Consider the following 13,314-nt stretch of genomic DNA (forward strand, 5'->3'; position numbering starts at 1 on the left):
AAGATAAGAAGATAAGAAGATAAGAAGATAAGAAGATAAGAAGATAAGAAGATAAGAAGATAAATCTCAGATACAAAAAAAGCGCCTTAGGCGCTTTCTTATATTTCAACGGTGTTGCTTATCTCAATGTCGCTTGGGAGAGTTTTGCTCTCATTTCCATTTCACCAATATTGAACTGGCGAACATCAATGGTGGCCATATCATTGCACTCTTTACATGCATGATGACACTTACCATCTAGGTAGTCGTGCTTTTTAACTAGGCTTGGCTTTTTGCACCAATCACAAACGCCTTCTATTGTGAACATATTCTCTCCTCACCTGTTTAAGTCAGGTGTATTTTCGGCGCAAATTATGACACAAGTAAGACTCATTAGTTAATAGTTTGTTACCTGTTTTTGAGAGGGGGATCGATTGCAGTACTAATAAAATCGATATCTTTGCGACTTTGGAAATCGAGTTTGCTTGGTTGTTTACGTTTTTGTAACACTCTTGAGGATGGTTTTTAGCGAATTGTTCAAACGTTTCATCTCTTCGTCACATCCGTAACCATCAGGGTGGTAGATTTTGGATAGTTGTTTATATCGAATTTTAATGCTTTTTTGATTCGGAATTGAGCTAGGTGTATACCCAAATAGAGCGCAGGCTACTTGTAAATTGTTCAGGCTGTTGTCATTTTTCTGTTTTTTTAACTCATGGAACATCGTGTGTAGCTGACGTTTCTGCTGCTTAATAGTGAAGTCCTTCGAGCTAAGCTGTGCTTCAAGTGTCTGCTTTTGTTGCCCCAATTCACCCGATTTTAGAGCGTGTCTTCTTTTTGATATCACCAGAGTCATGATAATGCTGACAATTGAAATCAACACGGCTAAGGCTGTGCCAATTAGATAGTCTGAATACGTTAGGTTAGAACGTGTTACCTGCTCTCTAGAGGGCAGATAAGAAGGGGAGCTACTTGCTCGCTCTGGATTAGATAGCCTCTGATTCGTGCTGCTTTCAGCAATGACGTTGTCATTGAGCTTCTCAATCGAAGAGATCTGCTTGGCACGTTGCTGGTTGAATTGCGCTTCCAGAATACGGTTATAGCCATCTTCGGCTGTTGGATTGTTTTTTAAGGCCGCTTCATACCATAGCTGTGCTTCATCTAATGGTTTTAGGAGTTCTTCCTCAAGTGAGGATTCGTAGAGCTTTGCGACTTCGATAGGCGCGCGTTGGTTACCTTGTAAGGCTGATTTAATAAACCATTCTAAAGCTAGCTTGTTGCTTTGCTCTACACCTGATCCTGCCAAGTACCATTCACCCAGCCTAAATTGCGCATCTGCATTGCCGTTTTCTGCGGATTGCGAGTACCAATAAAATGCATCGTTGGTGCTCAAAGGGACATCATTACCTGATTCATAAGCTTGAGCTAGTTGGTATTGAGAAACTGGATCTTGAGGTTGAGATTCTATCGAGAATGCAACGTTGCTTTCTGCATGAACGATGTGTGCAGTAGAGAACTGTATTGTAGAAAAGATGAGGGTGAAAAATAGAGTTCTAAGAAGTGATGATGACAGAAAGTTGGATAGGATAAACAATAGATAAGTCTCGTTAAAAAGCCCAGAGTCGGTATATCAGTATGAATATGGCTAGTCGTGTGACTTTGAACAAGCAACACGACGATAAGCAACTATATAGAGGTTAATTCAATAGATAAAGACGAACTGGGCTTTAATCGTGCTACTTAAGCGGCAAGATTTGAATTTCTACGCGACGGTTACAAGCGCGACCTTGAGAGGTGTTGTTGTCACATAGAGGGTAACGTTCACCGTTACCACGAGCAATGGCACGGCCTGCAGCAACGTCTTGAGAGATCAAGAATGCACGAACCGATTCAGCACGACGCTCAGAAAGAACTTGGTTAGAAGACTCGCTGCCCGTGCTGTCAGTGTGACCTTCGATCACTAGGCTAGTGTCTGGGTATTCAACTAAGATGCGCGCAACGCCGCGAAGTGTTTTGTGGATGCTTGATTCTAAAGCGTAAGAACCAGAATCGAAGCCAATGCCGTTCTCTAGGCGAAGTAGAAGTTGGTTCTCACCAACACGCTCTACTTGAACGCCTGAGTTCATGAGTTCTTCACGAAGTGCAGCTTCTTGCTGGTCAAAGTAGTAACCGATACCACCGCCAACTGCGGCGCCACCTGCTGCGCCGATGAGTGCACGCTTACGACGGTCTTTAGAGTCGTCACCCGTAGCTGCACCAGCAACAGCGCCGGCGATTGCACCAATTAAAGCGCCTTGAGTTGCGGAATTAGTCTCAGATTCGCCGGTTGTTGCGTTTTGGCGTTGTGTCGCTTGACAGCCCGTTAGAGCAACAGTGAGTGCCAGGGCTAGTGTGATTTTTTTCAACGTATTTCTCCATCATGTACTTCTGTCAAACGCATGAATTACGAAAGACAACAATAAGTCCTATTGGTGGTTTTTATCAATACGCTGAAGCAATGTAAAGTGGCTCTATGATTTAGTTATCTTTTTAACCACTTGAGTTCCGCCAACTGGTCGATTTACAGACAGTTTTCGACCTTTCTTCAAGCCAACTTCATAGTCTGCGGTGAGGTTTTTCATCGCTTCTCTGAGTTGTTGTTTGAACGTTTCGCGGTCGATGTTTTGGAACTCTTTATCAATGTAGTTATTGATCTTGTTGTTTGACTCGTCGTCTGGGGTGATAACAGGCAGTTTTTCAAGTGCACCTTCTACCCAACCCGAAACGTAAGAGTTTACGCGACGTGTTACTTCTAGTGTCCCTGTTCCCGAGCCCGCAAAACTGTTTCTGAATTGGCCAGTGTGCTCATTCAGTTCACGATAAATAATATCGAACGCAAAAGCCGCGAAGATAGCGCGATCGGCTTCACCAATGAATTCAACGCGCTTAAGGCCTTTGTGATTCAGTAACACGGCTTCTACGCCAAACTTGGTGTTAATACCACGAATAACACGCAGCAGTGTAGAGCTGATATTTGCAGGTAACAGGTGACTGGATTGAGTTTTTCCCATCTTGATAAATTCAATATCGTCCTTTTCGAGACCATATTTCAGCATCAAGTTATGCGCCATTTTTATCGCATTGGCAGCTTCATTGACGTTCGCAGAGTTTCCAAGCTCAAGACACTTGGCAATTTTCTTTAGGGCTTTTTTCTTATCCATCGACAACTTAATCATTACCGCAAATTTTTAAAAGTCCAACATTTTACATGTTTTGGCGAGTAACAGCAAAGTCAAAAGTCATTTGTAGGAATGTGGTGAACGATTATAGAAAATAAGGATATAGGAAGGAAGCGGCGACTCCCGGACAAAACAAAACGCCATCAAGAGGATTGATGGCGTTAGTGACACGATTTTTAGGAAGTGCTAGAGCTTTCGCAAACTAGATTCCAAGTTCATCGAGTAAATCAGCTGCAGAATCGTTGCCTGAACTTTGCTCTGGCTGCTTTGGTTCTTGCATTTTTTTCTGAGTCGCTTCAAGAATGCTGTCTGGACATTCGTCTTCAGCGATTTCAAATTCTTCCAATTGGATGAATTCTGTTTTGTCCATTGCCAGCTCAAGGTAGAAAATGTTGTTGTCGGCAGTAGAGAAAGTAACACGACGAGCTTGCGGGCGATCTAAGTTAGTATCAACAGAAAGGTTCACTTGCTTGTTCAGTGCCAGCATTTTCGGTTGGTTTTGTGTGATGTTAGTTTGGAGTTCTTTACGGATTTTGTTGGTAAAGTCGCCAACCAACTGGTTCATCAACTCACCTAATACATCACCTACTTCGTCTGAAGTATGAAGTACAGCGAGTTCGTCTTCAGGCATGCCCATATTACGCATGTAATTTGTGTAGATCTCTAGCGCTGCTTTCGACGTAAAATTGATAACAACAAGACCTGAAAACCCGCCGTCGAACAAGACGAAACAACCAAAATCTGGCTTAAGACTTGTCTTGTTGATCTTTTGAACCATGGCTGAGTAGGACACCTGTGAAGCCGTCGCTGAAGTAAGTACGTTTGAGACTGATTGGCATAGCTTAAGAAGAATATCTTCAGTTGTGACTGTTTTGCTTTTTTTCATTGTTATTTGCTCATGGAGATGTCGTAAAAAAGTTATCTACTATCTTACTACTGAATTAAGACGAAAGTGACTATTTCTCCATTCTTGCTCCGAGATTCTTATTTGATCACCTTTTTATATGATCTTAATAGTAGTAAAGTGACGAAATTCAAAGAAAAATATTAAAAATCTCAGATAACCCAATGCTGATAGGATCAGCGAAGTAGGGGCAGGAAGCAAATGTTACCAAGACTTCAACTCAATGCTGATGTCGATCCAGTTGTCGTACGCTTTTTAGATGAACTAAAAACAGCGGGCTTTACTGGCGACATTGAATCTCAATATTCTAGCCGTTTGGCTGTGGCGACTGATAACAGTGTCTATCAGCAATTGCCGCAGGCAGTTATTCTCCCTAAAACAACTCAAGATGTTGTGTTGATCGGTAAAGTGGGTGCAAAATCTGCTTACGAACGCGTGACCTTTTCCCCTCGTGGCGGTGGTACCGGTACCAACGGACAGTCTTTAACAAAAGGCGTCGTGGTTGACCTGTCTCGTTATATGAACAAGGTTCTTGAGATTAACGAGCAAGAAGGCTGGGTAAGAGTTCAGTCAGGTATCGTTAAAGACCAATTGAACGATGCTGTGCGTCCGTATGGTTACTTTTTCTCTCCAGACCTTTCTACCAGTAACCGAGCAACCTTAGGTGGAATGATCAATACCGATGCTTCGGGCCAAGGGTCATTGAAGTACGGTAAAACGTCTGACCATGTGTTGTCGCTGCAAGCCGTCTTCGCAGATGGTTCATGTCTCGAATCCGATTTATCACACGGCTTACCTGTTGAGGGTGAATTTGCTCATCATGCACTTGCAGTAACTGAGGCCGTTTGTCGAGATAAGCGCGCTCAAATTCTTAATAAATTCCCACCATTGAACCGCTTCTTAACTGGTTACGATTTAAAGAACGCAATCAACGAAGAAGACGATAGCTTTGACCTGACTCGTGTTCTATGTGGTGCAGAAGGTTCATTAGCATTCATCACTGAAGCAAAGCTGAACCTCACGCCGATTCCAAAAGCACGAACGTTGGTTAACGTGAAATACAATACGTTCGATTCTGCACTGCGTAATGCGCCGTTCATGGTAGAAGCGAAAGCGCTGTCTGTTGAAACCGTTGACTCAAGAGTATTGAACCTAGCGAAACAAGACATTGTTTGGCACACCGTGAGCGATTTGCTGATGGATGTTCCAAATAAAGAGATGCTTGGCATCAACATGGTTGAGTTTGCAGGCCAAGATGAAGCGGAAGTTGAACAACAAGTTCAAGCGCTGACCGCACAGCTTGAAAGCATGGTAGAAACTGAAGAAGCCGGTGTGATTGGCTTCCAAGTGTGCAGTGATTTGGCGAGCATTGGCCGAATCTACAACATGCGTAAGAAAGCGGTAGGTCTATTAGGTGCGGCGAAAGGCCGAGCTAAGCCAGTCGCTTTTGCTGAAGATACCTGTGTACCACCAGAAAACTTGGCCGACTTCATCTCTGAATTTAGAGTATTACTCGATTCAAAAGAGTTGAACTACGGCATGTTTGGTCACGTGGATGCGGGCGTACTGCACGTTCGTCCTGCTTTAGATTTGTGCGATCCGATGCAAGAAGCATTGATGCATGAAGTCTCTGATGAAGTGGTTAAGCTGGTGGCTAAATACGGCGGCTTGATGTGGGGTGAACACGGTAAAGGCTTCCGTTCTGAGTATGGTCCTGACTTCTTCGGTGAAGAGCTGTTTACCGAATTAAGACGAGTTAAAGCGGCATTTGACCCGCATAACAAGATGAACCCAGGCAAGATCTGTACGCCGTTAGAAAGCGATGCTGAGTTGGTGAAAGTCACTGATACCAAGCGTGGTTTCTACGATCGTCAGATCGACGTACAAGTCCGTGATAGCTTCAAGCAAGCGATGGAATGTAATGGTAACGGCTTGTGTTTCAACTACGATACGAGTTCGCCAATGTGTCCTTCGATGAAAGTCACGGCTGACCGTCGTCATTCACCAAAGGGCCGTGCAGGCTTGGTTCGTGAATGGTTGCGTCAGTTAACGGAACAAGGCGTCGATATTCTCGATTTAGAGCAAGAAGCGCTGAAGGACAATACTCCGATTAAAACCATGGTGGAACGTATTCGTAACACGATGAACAAACGTCATGAGTACGATTTCTCACATGAAGTTCATGAAGCGATGAACGGTTGTTTGGCGTGTAAAGCGTGTGCGAGCCAGTGTCCTATTAAAGTTGATGTACCAAGTTTCCGTTCTCGATTCTTAAACATCTACTATTCGCGTTACCAGCGCCCAGCAAAAGACTATTTAGTCGCTAACATTGAAACCATGCTGCCGCTGATGGCGAAAGCGCCAAAAGTAGTGAACGCTGCATTGGGTCAAAAGTGGATGCAAACGGCAACGGCTAAGACGGTCGGTTATGTTGATGCTCCTTTGATGTCGGTACCTACACTTAAAAATCGTCTGGCGAGCAAAGAGCTGCAACTCTTCGACTTACAGTACTTAGAAGGCTTGTCTTCTGAAGAGAAGAAACAGCATGTGCTGATCGTTCAAGACCCGTTCACTAGCTTCTATGATGCGGAGGTGATTGAAGACTTCGTCACTCTGGCTCAAAAACTTGGTAAAACTCCGGTGTTGCTGCCGTTTAAGCCAAATGGTAAAGCTCTGCACATTAAAGGCTTCTTAAATCGTTTTGCACGTGAAGCGAAATCAACATCGGATTTCTTGTCGATGGTTGCTGATATCGGTATTCCTTTGGTGGGTGTTGATCCTGCTCTTGTGCTTTGTTACCGCGATGAATACGTTGAGATCTTAGGTGACAAGCGTGGCGACTTTGATGTGCTTACCGTGCATGAATGGTTAATGCCATCGTTAGGTGAGTTCGAAGCACGCTCAGCAAGTGAAGATATGTGGTACTTGTTTGCTCACTGTACTGAGAAAACCAAAATGCCGAACGCTGAAAAAGAATGGGGCGCTATCTTTAAACACTTTGGTGCTGCGTTAACCAGCGTTCCTGTCGGCTGTTGCGGCATGGCGGGTACCTTCGGGCATGAAGTCGATAAGCTACAAATGTCGAAAGATATATACGGTTTAAGCTGGAAGCCTCAAATGCAGGACTTACCAAAAGATCGTTGTTTGGTGACGGGTTATTCTTGCCGTAGCCAAGTGAAGCGTTTTGAAGGTGAGAAGCTTGCTCACCCATTACAAGCGCTAGCAAAAATTCTTTAATACATTTAGCCCAGCAATTGCTGGGCTTTTTTCTAAACTAACAAAGGAATGTTAATAAGGAAAAGTATGAAATTTCTAGAATTAAAAGTACCACCCGTTGCACTGTTCATTATTGTATTCGTAGCATCATACTTCTGCGCTCAGCAGTTGAGCCAAGGAACATTGGCACTGCCTTATCGAATGGTTGTGCTCGGTATCGGGATTGTCTTGAGTGGTGTTATTGGAATATCAGGCATATGGGAGTTTCGCAAACAGAAAACCACCGTTAATCCGATCAAAGTCGACACCGCTTCTGCAGTTGTGGATAGTGGAATCTTTGGCTACACGCGAAACCCAATGTATCTAGGGCTATTTATCCTACTGTTTTGTTTTGGCTACTTCTTCCAAAACCTGTTCAGTGTCTTACTCAGTTTTGTATTCGTAATCTACATGAATCAGTTCCAAATTAAGCCAGAAGAACGCGCTCTAGAGCAATTGTTCGGTGCGGAATATGTTGATTACAAACAAAAGGTTAGGCGCTGGATTTAGTTCTGACTTGAATACAGGCTTGAGTGACTTGATGTCATTAGTCATCGAAATGAAAAAGCCCAGCTTGTGATACCAAGCTGGGCTTTATTGATCTTGTCTCTAGTTATTTACATCAAGTGATGTAAATAAGAGTGCTGATTAAGCGGCAGCTGCGAACTGAGCTAGAAACATATCTTTACGTTCGTTGAAGCGGTTTACTAGGTCGTCTACAGAAGCTTGGTCGTATGGCTTAAGACCACTTGCTACCATGCGCTTTACGCCTTTACCGACTACTTCACCGTCTTCTTTGAAATCAAAGTTCAGTGTCACGATGCCACGCTTGCCTTCAACATCAAAAGTCGCACCAGAGTATTCAACTTCTGGGTGAGATAGGTCTAGGCGAGTAAATTCAACTTCCATGCTCTCGTAAATCACAAGAGGACGTTGGCAGTTGATCATCATTTGTTGTTCTTCCATAAGAGGAACCATGATGTGTGGGAAGTTCATGCCTGAGAACTTAACGTAGTTTGTTACTACGTGTTCGATGAATGCTTGATCGTGGCTCTTTTCACCTTCACAAGACATGTGTAGGTACTCTTTGCCTTTCTCGTCAACCAGTGAGCTTTCTTTCTCACACTTGTTGTCAACGCTTAGCGCAATACCGTTACCTACCATACCTGAAAAATCAAAACGCATTTTTTGGCTGATGCCTTCTTTTTGCAGAAGTACTGCAAACAAAAGATCGCCAGGCACGCAGAAGCGTTTGTTGTCTTCATCGTGAATTGGGTTGAAGTCAGCAGCTACTTTTTTAGCAAAGTGGCTAGCCTGTTCACGAGTGAATTGAAATTGATTGTCTTCAGTAGAAAAGTAAGGTGTCAGAAACATAGTATCGCTATTAGTCATCAAATCTGGCGGGGATTATAGCTAACTAACTTGGTTTTAATGGTCTATCCAGTTTACGAGGGCCGAAAAGGAGGGAGATTGATGAGAAGGCGGGCTGGTGAGAAAAATAATAAAGGTCTAGAAAATCTAGACCTTTATTTATATAAGCTTATTTTTTATTAGGGAAGAACCACTTATCTAAATAATCACTCATTGGTGTAAAAGCAAGGTTCGCATAGTTAAATGGGTAATTAGCGGTTGTTGTTTCACCGCTTGCGATTTTACCGACCGCAGTAAAGCCTTTTGGCTGGTTTGCGTCTTTCAGCTCATTCGGGAACTTACCGTTAGCAGGGTTCACTTTGTATTCGTAAACCAATCCTAAAAATGCGCCTGGGTTGAGGTTCTTTTTGACAGTATGGACTGAGTCTAATTTGCCATTCGAAATGTCATCACCATCGTCATTAATACTTGTACCATTACTTGAGAGACATTTGCTTGGAGTACCATCAATACGATCTGCACCTAACTGCCCGTTGCCGTAGTTACATTCATCGTATTTTAGATAACCTAAAGCTTGTGTACCTGTTCCTATTTTCTTATTGATGAGAGTTTTGAAACCATCGTAGCTTTTGGCCAATTCAGCACCAACGGCTGTATTGTTGTCACCATCAACATAGTAATCGAAAACTTGCAGCAGCTTTTGGTATGTCGTGGTGCTTTTTGTTTCATCTGCCCCAGAAAGGTTAGTATAAATAAGTTCTATCCCATTTAGATTAGGGCTACTACCGTTCATGTTATCTGCTAACGCTAAAACAAATTTTCCATGAACTGTGTTGTCTTCGGGTGGCTTTTCAGTTATCCCAAGGACGATTGTTTTTTTGCTAAACTGCTTTCTCACATCATCATGAGCCCATTTAAGCAAATTTTCGACTTGCAGTTTTACGGCATCTTGCTGAACTTGAGTAATGTTTGGACCAATCGGCAGAATGTAAATACCTTTTTCAAAAGCACAGTTTGGCACTTCAGCAGCAGTTGAACAGTTTTTAATGCTGGTATAGGTCGCGACTTTCGTTAGTGTTGGAGTCGTTGGAGTCGTAGGTTTTGCGGGTGCTTTATTGCTTGAGTCAGATCCACAGCCGGCTAAGAATAAGGTGCTGATAAGGGCTGTTGTAAGCAGGATTGGGGATTTTTTTGTTATCATTGGTAATGAACTTTCCGACAGTGAGTGATGATTTTTCGGATAGTATCATTCCTATCAATAAGTGTGTTCATTTTTATGGATAAGTGGGCTGTAACGAGAGTACAGCCCAGTATACGGAAAGTATTAAAAACTTGACAGCGTACCTTCTGGCATTAAGTGGTTATGAACGGATAACTTGAGCAACAGGTTAGCTTGTTCAATATCCGGTGCAAAATATCGGTCTTTATCGTAGAAGCTCACTTTCTCACGCAAAATTTGCTTGGCTTCTTCAACGCGAGGAGATGACAGGTTTGGCGCTCGGAAGTCGAGCCCTTGTGCTGCTGCTAAGTATTCAACAGCCAAGATGCCACGGGTGTTTTCAGCCATGTATCTAAGCCTACGAGCGGCAAAGGTGGCCATTGATACGTGGTCTTCTTGGTTTGCAGAAGTAGGTAGGCTGTCTATTGACGCCGGATGAGCCAAGGTTTTGTTCTCACTAGCGAGTGCTGCAGACGTTACTTGAGCAATCATAAAGCCCGAGTTCACGCCGCCGTTATCGACTAAGAAAGGTGGAAGTTTGCTTAGCGCGCTATCGATTAGCAGTGCCATTCTTCGTTCTGACAAGCTACCTATCTCAGCGATTGCTAGTGCCAGGTTGTCGGCTGCCATTGCGACGGGCTCTGCGTGGAAGTTACCACCTGAAATGATGTCGCCATCGTCAGCGAAAACAAGCGGGTTGTCGGATACGGCATTTGCTTCAATCGTTAAGGTCTCTGCTGAGTTACGAATCTGCTGTAAACAAGCACCCATCACTTGAGGCTGACAACGCAGTGAGTAAGGATCTTGAACCTTTTCACAACAAGTATGTGATTCACCAATCTCGCTCTTTTGATCAAGCATATGGCGGTAAGCAAGTGCTGCATCCATTTGGCCACGATGACCACGAACGCGATGAATACGCGGATCAAACGGACGACGGCTACCTAGCGCGGCTTCTACAGACATTGCACCACACACGGTTGCAGACGCGAATAAGTCTTCAGCTGCGAACAGACCTTCTAGTGCAAAGGCTGTCGATGCTTGTGTGCCGTTTAACAGCGCCAGACCTTCTTTAGGTGCTAGCGTTATAGGCTCCAAGCCTGCGATCTGCATTGCTTCTAAGCCAGTGATGATCTTGCCGTTGTGGCGTGCTTGGCCTTCACCTAGCAGTACCGTACTCATGTGGGCGAGGGGAGCAAGATCTCCTGAAGCACCCACAGATCCTTTTTGTGGAACACACGGATAAACCTGTGCGTTAACTAGATCGATAAGAGCATTGATGACCTTGAGTCGGATACCCGAGTAGCCACGAGACAAACTGTTAATCTTTAGCACCATCATCAAACGCACAGTTTCATCAGACATGAACTTGCCGATGCCTGCTGCGTGAGAAAGCACGATACTTTTCTGTAGTACTTCTAAATCTTCTGGGGCGATTTTGGTATTCGCTAATAAGCCAAAACCCGTATTGATGCCATACACAGTACGATCTTCAGCAATCACTTGCTCGACAACGTGCATGCTCGCTTCAATATCAGGAATCGCTGCGGGGTCGAGTGATAAATTTACAGGGCTGCGGCTAATCTTACGCAGTTCAGGTAAGCCAAGAAGTCCTGGTTTAAGTAATAAATTCAACATGTTTTCTCCAGAAATTAAAGGCGACGAAGTTCTTCGTTTAGCATAGGTAAATCAAGCTTCTGCTCTTTAGCACACTGCTTGGCAATATCGTAACCCGCATCAGCATGACGCATAACGCCTGTTGCTGGGTCGTTGTGAAGTACACGAGCAATGCGCTGTGATGCATCTTCACTGCCGTCACAACAAATCACCATTCCTGAGTGTTGTGAGAAGCCCATGCCAACGCCACCGCCATGGTGCAGGGAAACCCATGTTGCGCCGCCTGCAGTATTTAACAGAGCGTTCAATAGTGGCCAATCTGATATGGCATCAGATCCATCCATCATGCCTTCTGTTTCGCGGTTCGGGCTCGCTACTGAGCCTGAATCTAGGTGGTCACGACCGATAACAACTGGTGCTTTTAGTTCGCCACTTTTAACCATTTCATTGAATGCTTGGCCTAAACGTTCGCGATCTTTCAAACCGACCCAACAAATACGAGCTGGCAAACCTTGGAACTGGATACGCTCACGCGCCATGTCTAGCCAGTTGTGTAGATGTGGGTTGTCTGGAATCAGTTCTTTTACTTTTTGGTCTGTTTTGTAGATGTCTTCTGGGTCACCAGATAGGGCAGCCCAACGGAACGGACCGATGCCTTCACAAAATAAAGGACGAATATAAGCAGGAACGAAACCTGGGAAATCAAATGCGTTTTCCACACCTTCTTCAAGTGCCATTTGGCGAATGTTGTTGCCGTAATCTACGGTCGCAGCGCCACGGTACTGAAGATCTAGCATAGCTTGTACTTGAATGGCCATGGACTGCTTAGCGGCTTTCACTACTTTAGCTTCATTAATGGTTCGTTCTTGTGCTGCTTTCTCCATCGTCCAACCTTGAGGCAAGTAGCCGTTCAGTGGATCGTGGGCAGAGGTTTGATCGGTCACTACATCAGGTGTGATATTGCGTTCAACTAGTTCTGGGAATACGTCTGCAGCGTTACCGAGTAGGCCAACAGAGATTGGCGTGTCTGATTCTTTAATCATTGCCATCGCTTCATCGATGCTGGTGGCTTTTTTGTCGACATAGCCAGTGCGCAAGCGGTAGTCGATTCGTGATTCATCACATTCAACCGCAATCATTGAGAAGCCAGCCATTGTTGCAGCTAGAGGTTGAGCACCGCCCATACCGCCAAGACCACCCGTTAGAACCCACTTGCCGTTTGCTTCTCCTTGAAAGTGCTTCTTCGCGATAGCGACAAACGTTTCATAAGTGCCTTGAACGATGCCTTGTGAGCCAATGTAAATCCAGCTACCTGCTGTCATTTGGCCGTACATCATCAAGCCTTCTTTATCGAGCTCGTTGAAGTGCTCCCAGTTCGCCCAGTGTGGAACAAGGTTCGAGTTAGCGATCAGTACGCGAGGCGCGTTTTTATGAGTCGGGAACACGCCCACAGGTTTACCTGATTGAACAAGCAACGTTTGGTCGTCTTCTAAACGCTCTAATACTTCAACAATCTTGTCATAACATTTCCAATCACGTGCAGCGCGACCGATACCGCCATACACAACCAGTGCATGTGGATGTTCTGCCACATCAGGGTCTAGGTTGTTCATCAGCATACGCAGTGGTGCTTCTGTTAACCAAGATTTAGCGCGCAAAGTGGTGCCGTGAGGTGCGCGAATTTCGCGAGTCGTGTCGAGACGAGGGTCACTGTTGTGGTGTTCCGTCATTTTGGAATTCCTTCTGTTTCA

The 13,314-nt window shown here is 44.5% G+C and carries 11 protein-coding genes; 2 read left to right on the plus strand and 9 right to left on the minus strand.

What is annotated here, in order from left to right; genetic code table 11:
• Positions 1–118 precede the first annotated feature (118 nt).
• The 5 genes from ACED42_RS16925 to ACED42_RS16945 all read right to left on the minus strand — a co-directional run bounded on the left by ACED42_RS16925 (position 119) and on the right by ACED42_RS16945 (position 4,083).
• Positions 119–307 (minus strand): hypothetical protein, encoded by a 189-nt coding sequence (locus ACED42_RS16925; protein WP_017098749.1) that lies wholly within the window; start codon positions 305–307, stop codon positions 119–121.
• 165 nt (positions 308–472) lie between these two features.
• Positions 473–1,573 (minus strand): hypothetical protein, encoded by a 1,101-nt coding sequence (locus ACED42_RS16930; RefSeq protein WP_371703464.1) that lies wholly within the window; start codon positions 1,571–1,573, stop codon positions 473–475.
• A 142-nt stretch (positions 1,574–1,715) separates the two neighbouring features.
• The gene (locus tag ACED42_RS16935) at positions 1,716–2,384 is read right to left on the minus strand and encodes an OmpA family protein (RefSeq protein ID WP_009846483.1); all 669 of its coding nucleotides are present in this window, start codon (positions 2,382–2,384) and stop codon (positions 1,716–1,718) included.
• Between the two features lie 105 nt (positions 2,385–2,489).
• Positions 2,490–3,179: a DUF2786 domain-containing protein gene (locus ACED42_RS16940; RefSeq protein WP_371703466.1), complete on the minus strand. Its 690-nt coding sequence runs from the start codon at positions 3,177–3,179 to the stop codon at positions 2,490–2,492.
• A 220-nt stretch (positions 3,180–3,399) separates the two neighbouring features.
• Entirely contained in the window at positions 3,400–4,083 is a 684-nt protein-coding gene (locus ACED42_RS16945; RefSeq protein WP_009846485.1) for a DUF3334 family protein, read from the minus strand.
• Positions 4,084–4,302: 219 nt separating this feature from the next.
• Here ACED42_RS16945 and ACED42_RS16950 point away from each other — a divergent pair, with 219 nt between their 5' ends.
• Together ACED42_RS16950 and ACED42_RS16955 are read left to right on the plus strand one after the other, a co-directional pair.
• Positions 4,303–7,338, plus strand: coding sequence for an FAD-binding and (Fe-S)-binding domain-containing protein (locus tag ACED42_RS16950; protein WP_371703468.1), 3,036 nt, complete (start codon positions 4,303–4,305; stop codon positions 7,336–7,338).
• Positions 7,339–7,404: 66 nt separating this feature from the next.
• Positions 7,405–7,866 (plus strand): isoprenylcysteine carboxylmethyltransferase family protein, encoded by a 462-nt coding sequence (locus ACED42_RS16955; protein ID WP_012603712.1) that lies wholly within the window; start codon positions 7,405–7,407, stop codon positions 7,864–7,866.
• A 138-nt stretch (positions 7,867–8,004) separates the two neighbouring features.
• Here ACED42_RS16955 and ACED42_RS16960 read toward each other — a convergent pair whose 3' ends face one another.
• The 4 genes from ACED42_RS16960 to hutU all read right to left on the minus strand — a co-directional run bounded on the left by ACED42_RS16960 (position 8,005) and on the right by hutU (position 13,293).
• Positions 8,005–8,730 carry a DUF3581 domain-containing protein gene (locus ACED42_RS16960; RefSeq protein WP_371703470.1) on the minus strand — a complete coding sequence of 242 codons (726 nt, stop codon included), beginning with the start codon at positions 8,728–8,730 and terminating at the stop codon, positions 8,005–8,007.
• 166 nt (positions 8,731–8,896) lie between these two features.
• The gene (locus ACED42_RS16965) at positions 8,897–9,928 is read right to left on the minus strand and encodes a histidine ammonia-lyase (RefSeq protein WP_371703472.1); all 1,032 of its coding nucleotides are present in this window, start codon (positions 9,926–9,928) and stop codon (positions 8,897–8,899) included.
• Positions 9,929–10,051: 123 nt separating this feature from the next.
• Positions 10,052–11,584: a histidine ammonia-lyase gene (hutH, locus tag ACED42_RS16970; protein ID WP_032555189.1), complete on the minus strand. Its 1,533-nt coding sequence runs from the start codon at positions 11,582–11,584 to the stop codon at positions 10,052–10,054.
• Between the two features lie 14 nt (positions 11,585–11,598).
• On the minus strand, positions 11,599–13,293 hold the full coding sequence (gene hutU / locus ACED42_RS16975) for a urocanate hydratase (RefSeq protein ID WP_371703475.1): 1,695 nt from the start codon (positions 13,291–13,293) through the stop codon (positions 11,599–11,601).
• Between the last annotated feature and the right edge of the window lie 21 nt (positions 13,294–13,314).

The sequence above is a fragment of the Vibrio sp. FF145 genome (assembly GCF_041439075.1).
Classification (GTDB): Bacteria; Pseudomonadota; Gammaproteobacteria; order Enterobacterales; family Vibrionaceae; genus Vibrio; species Vibrio tasmaniensis_A.

Bases quoted from the DNA above. Each gene is read 5' to 3' on its own strand.
- ACED42_RS16925 (WP_017098749.1), bottom strand. From the start codon at position 307: ATGTTCACAATAGAAGGCGTTTGTGATTGGTGCAAAAAGCCAAGCCTA.
- ACED42_RS16940 (WP_371703466.1), bottom strand. From the start codon at position 3,179: ATGGATAAGAAAAAAGCCCTAAAGAAAATTGCCAAGTGTCTTGAGCTT.
- hutH (WP_032555189.1), bottom strand. From the start codon at position 11,584: ATGTTGAATTTATTACTTAAACCAGGACTTCTTGGCTTACCTGAACTG.
- ACED42_RS16960 (WP_371703470.1), bottom strand. From the start codon at position 8,730: ATGTTTCTGACACCTTACTTTTCTACTGAAGACAATCAATTTCAATTC.
- hutU (WP_371703475.1), bottom strand. From the start codon at position 13,293: ATGACGGAACACCACAACAGTGACCCTCGTCTCGACACGACTCGCGAA.
- ACED42_RS16950 (WP_371703468.1), top strand. From the start codon at position 4,303: ATGTTACCAAGACTTCAACTCAATGCTGATGTCGATCCAGTTGTCGTA.
- ACED42_RS16955 (WP_012603712.1), top strand. From the start codon at position 7,405: ATGAAATTTCTAGAATTAAAAGTACCACCCGTTGCACTGTTCATTATT.
- ACED42_RS16965 (WP_371703472.1), bottom strand. From the start codon at position 9,928: ATGATAACAAAAAAATCCCCAATCCTGCTTACAACAGCCCTTATCAGC.
- ACED42_RS16945 (WP_009846485.1), bottom strand. From the start codon at position 4,083: ATGAAAAAAAGCAAAACAGTCACAACTGAAGATATTCTTCTTAAGCTA.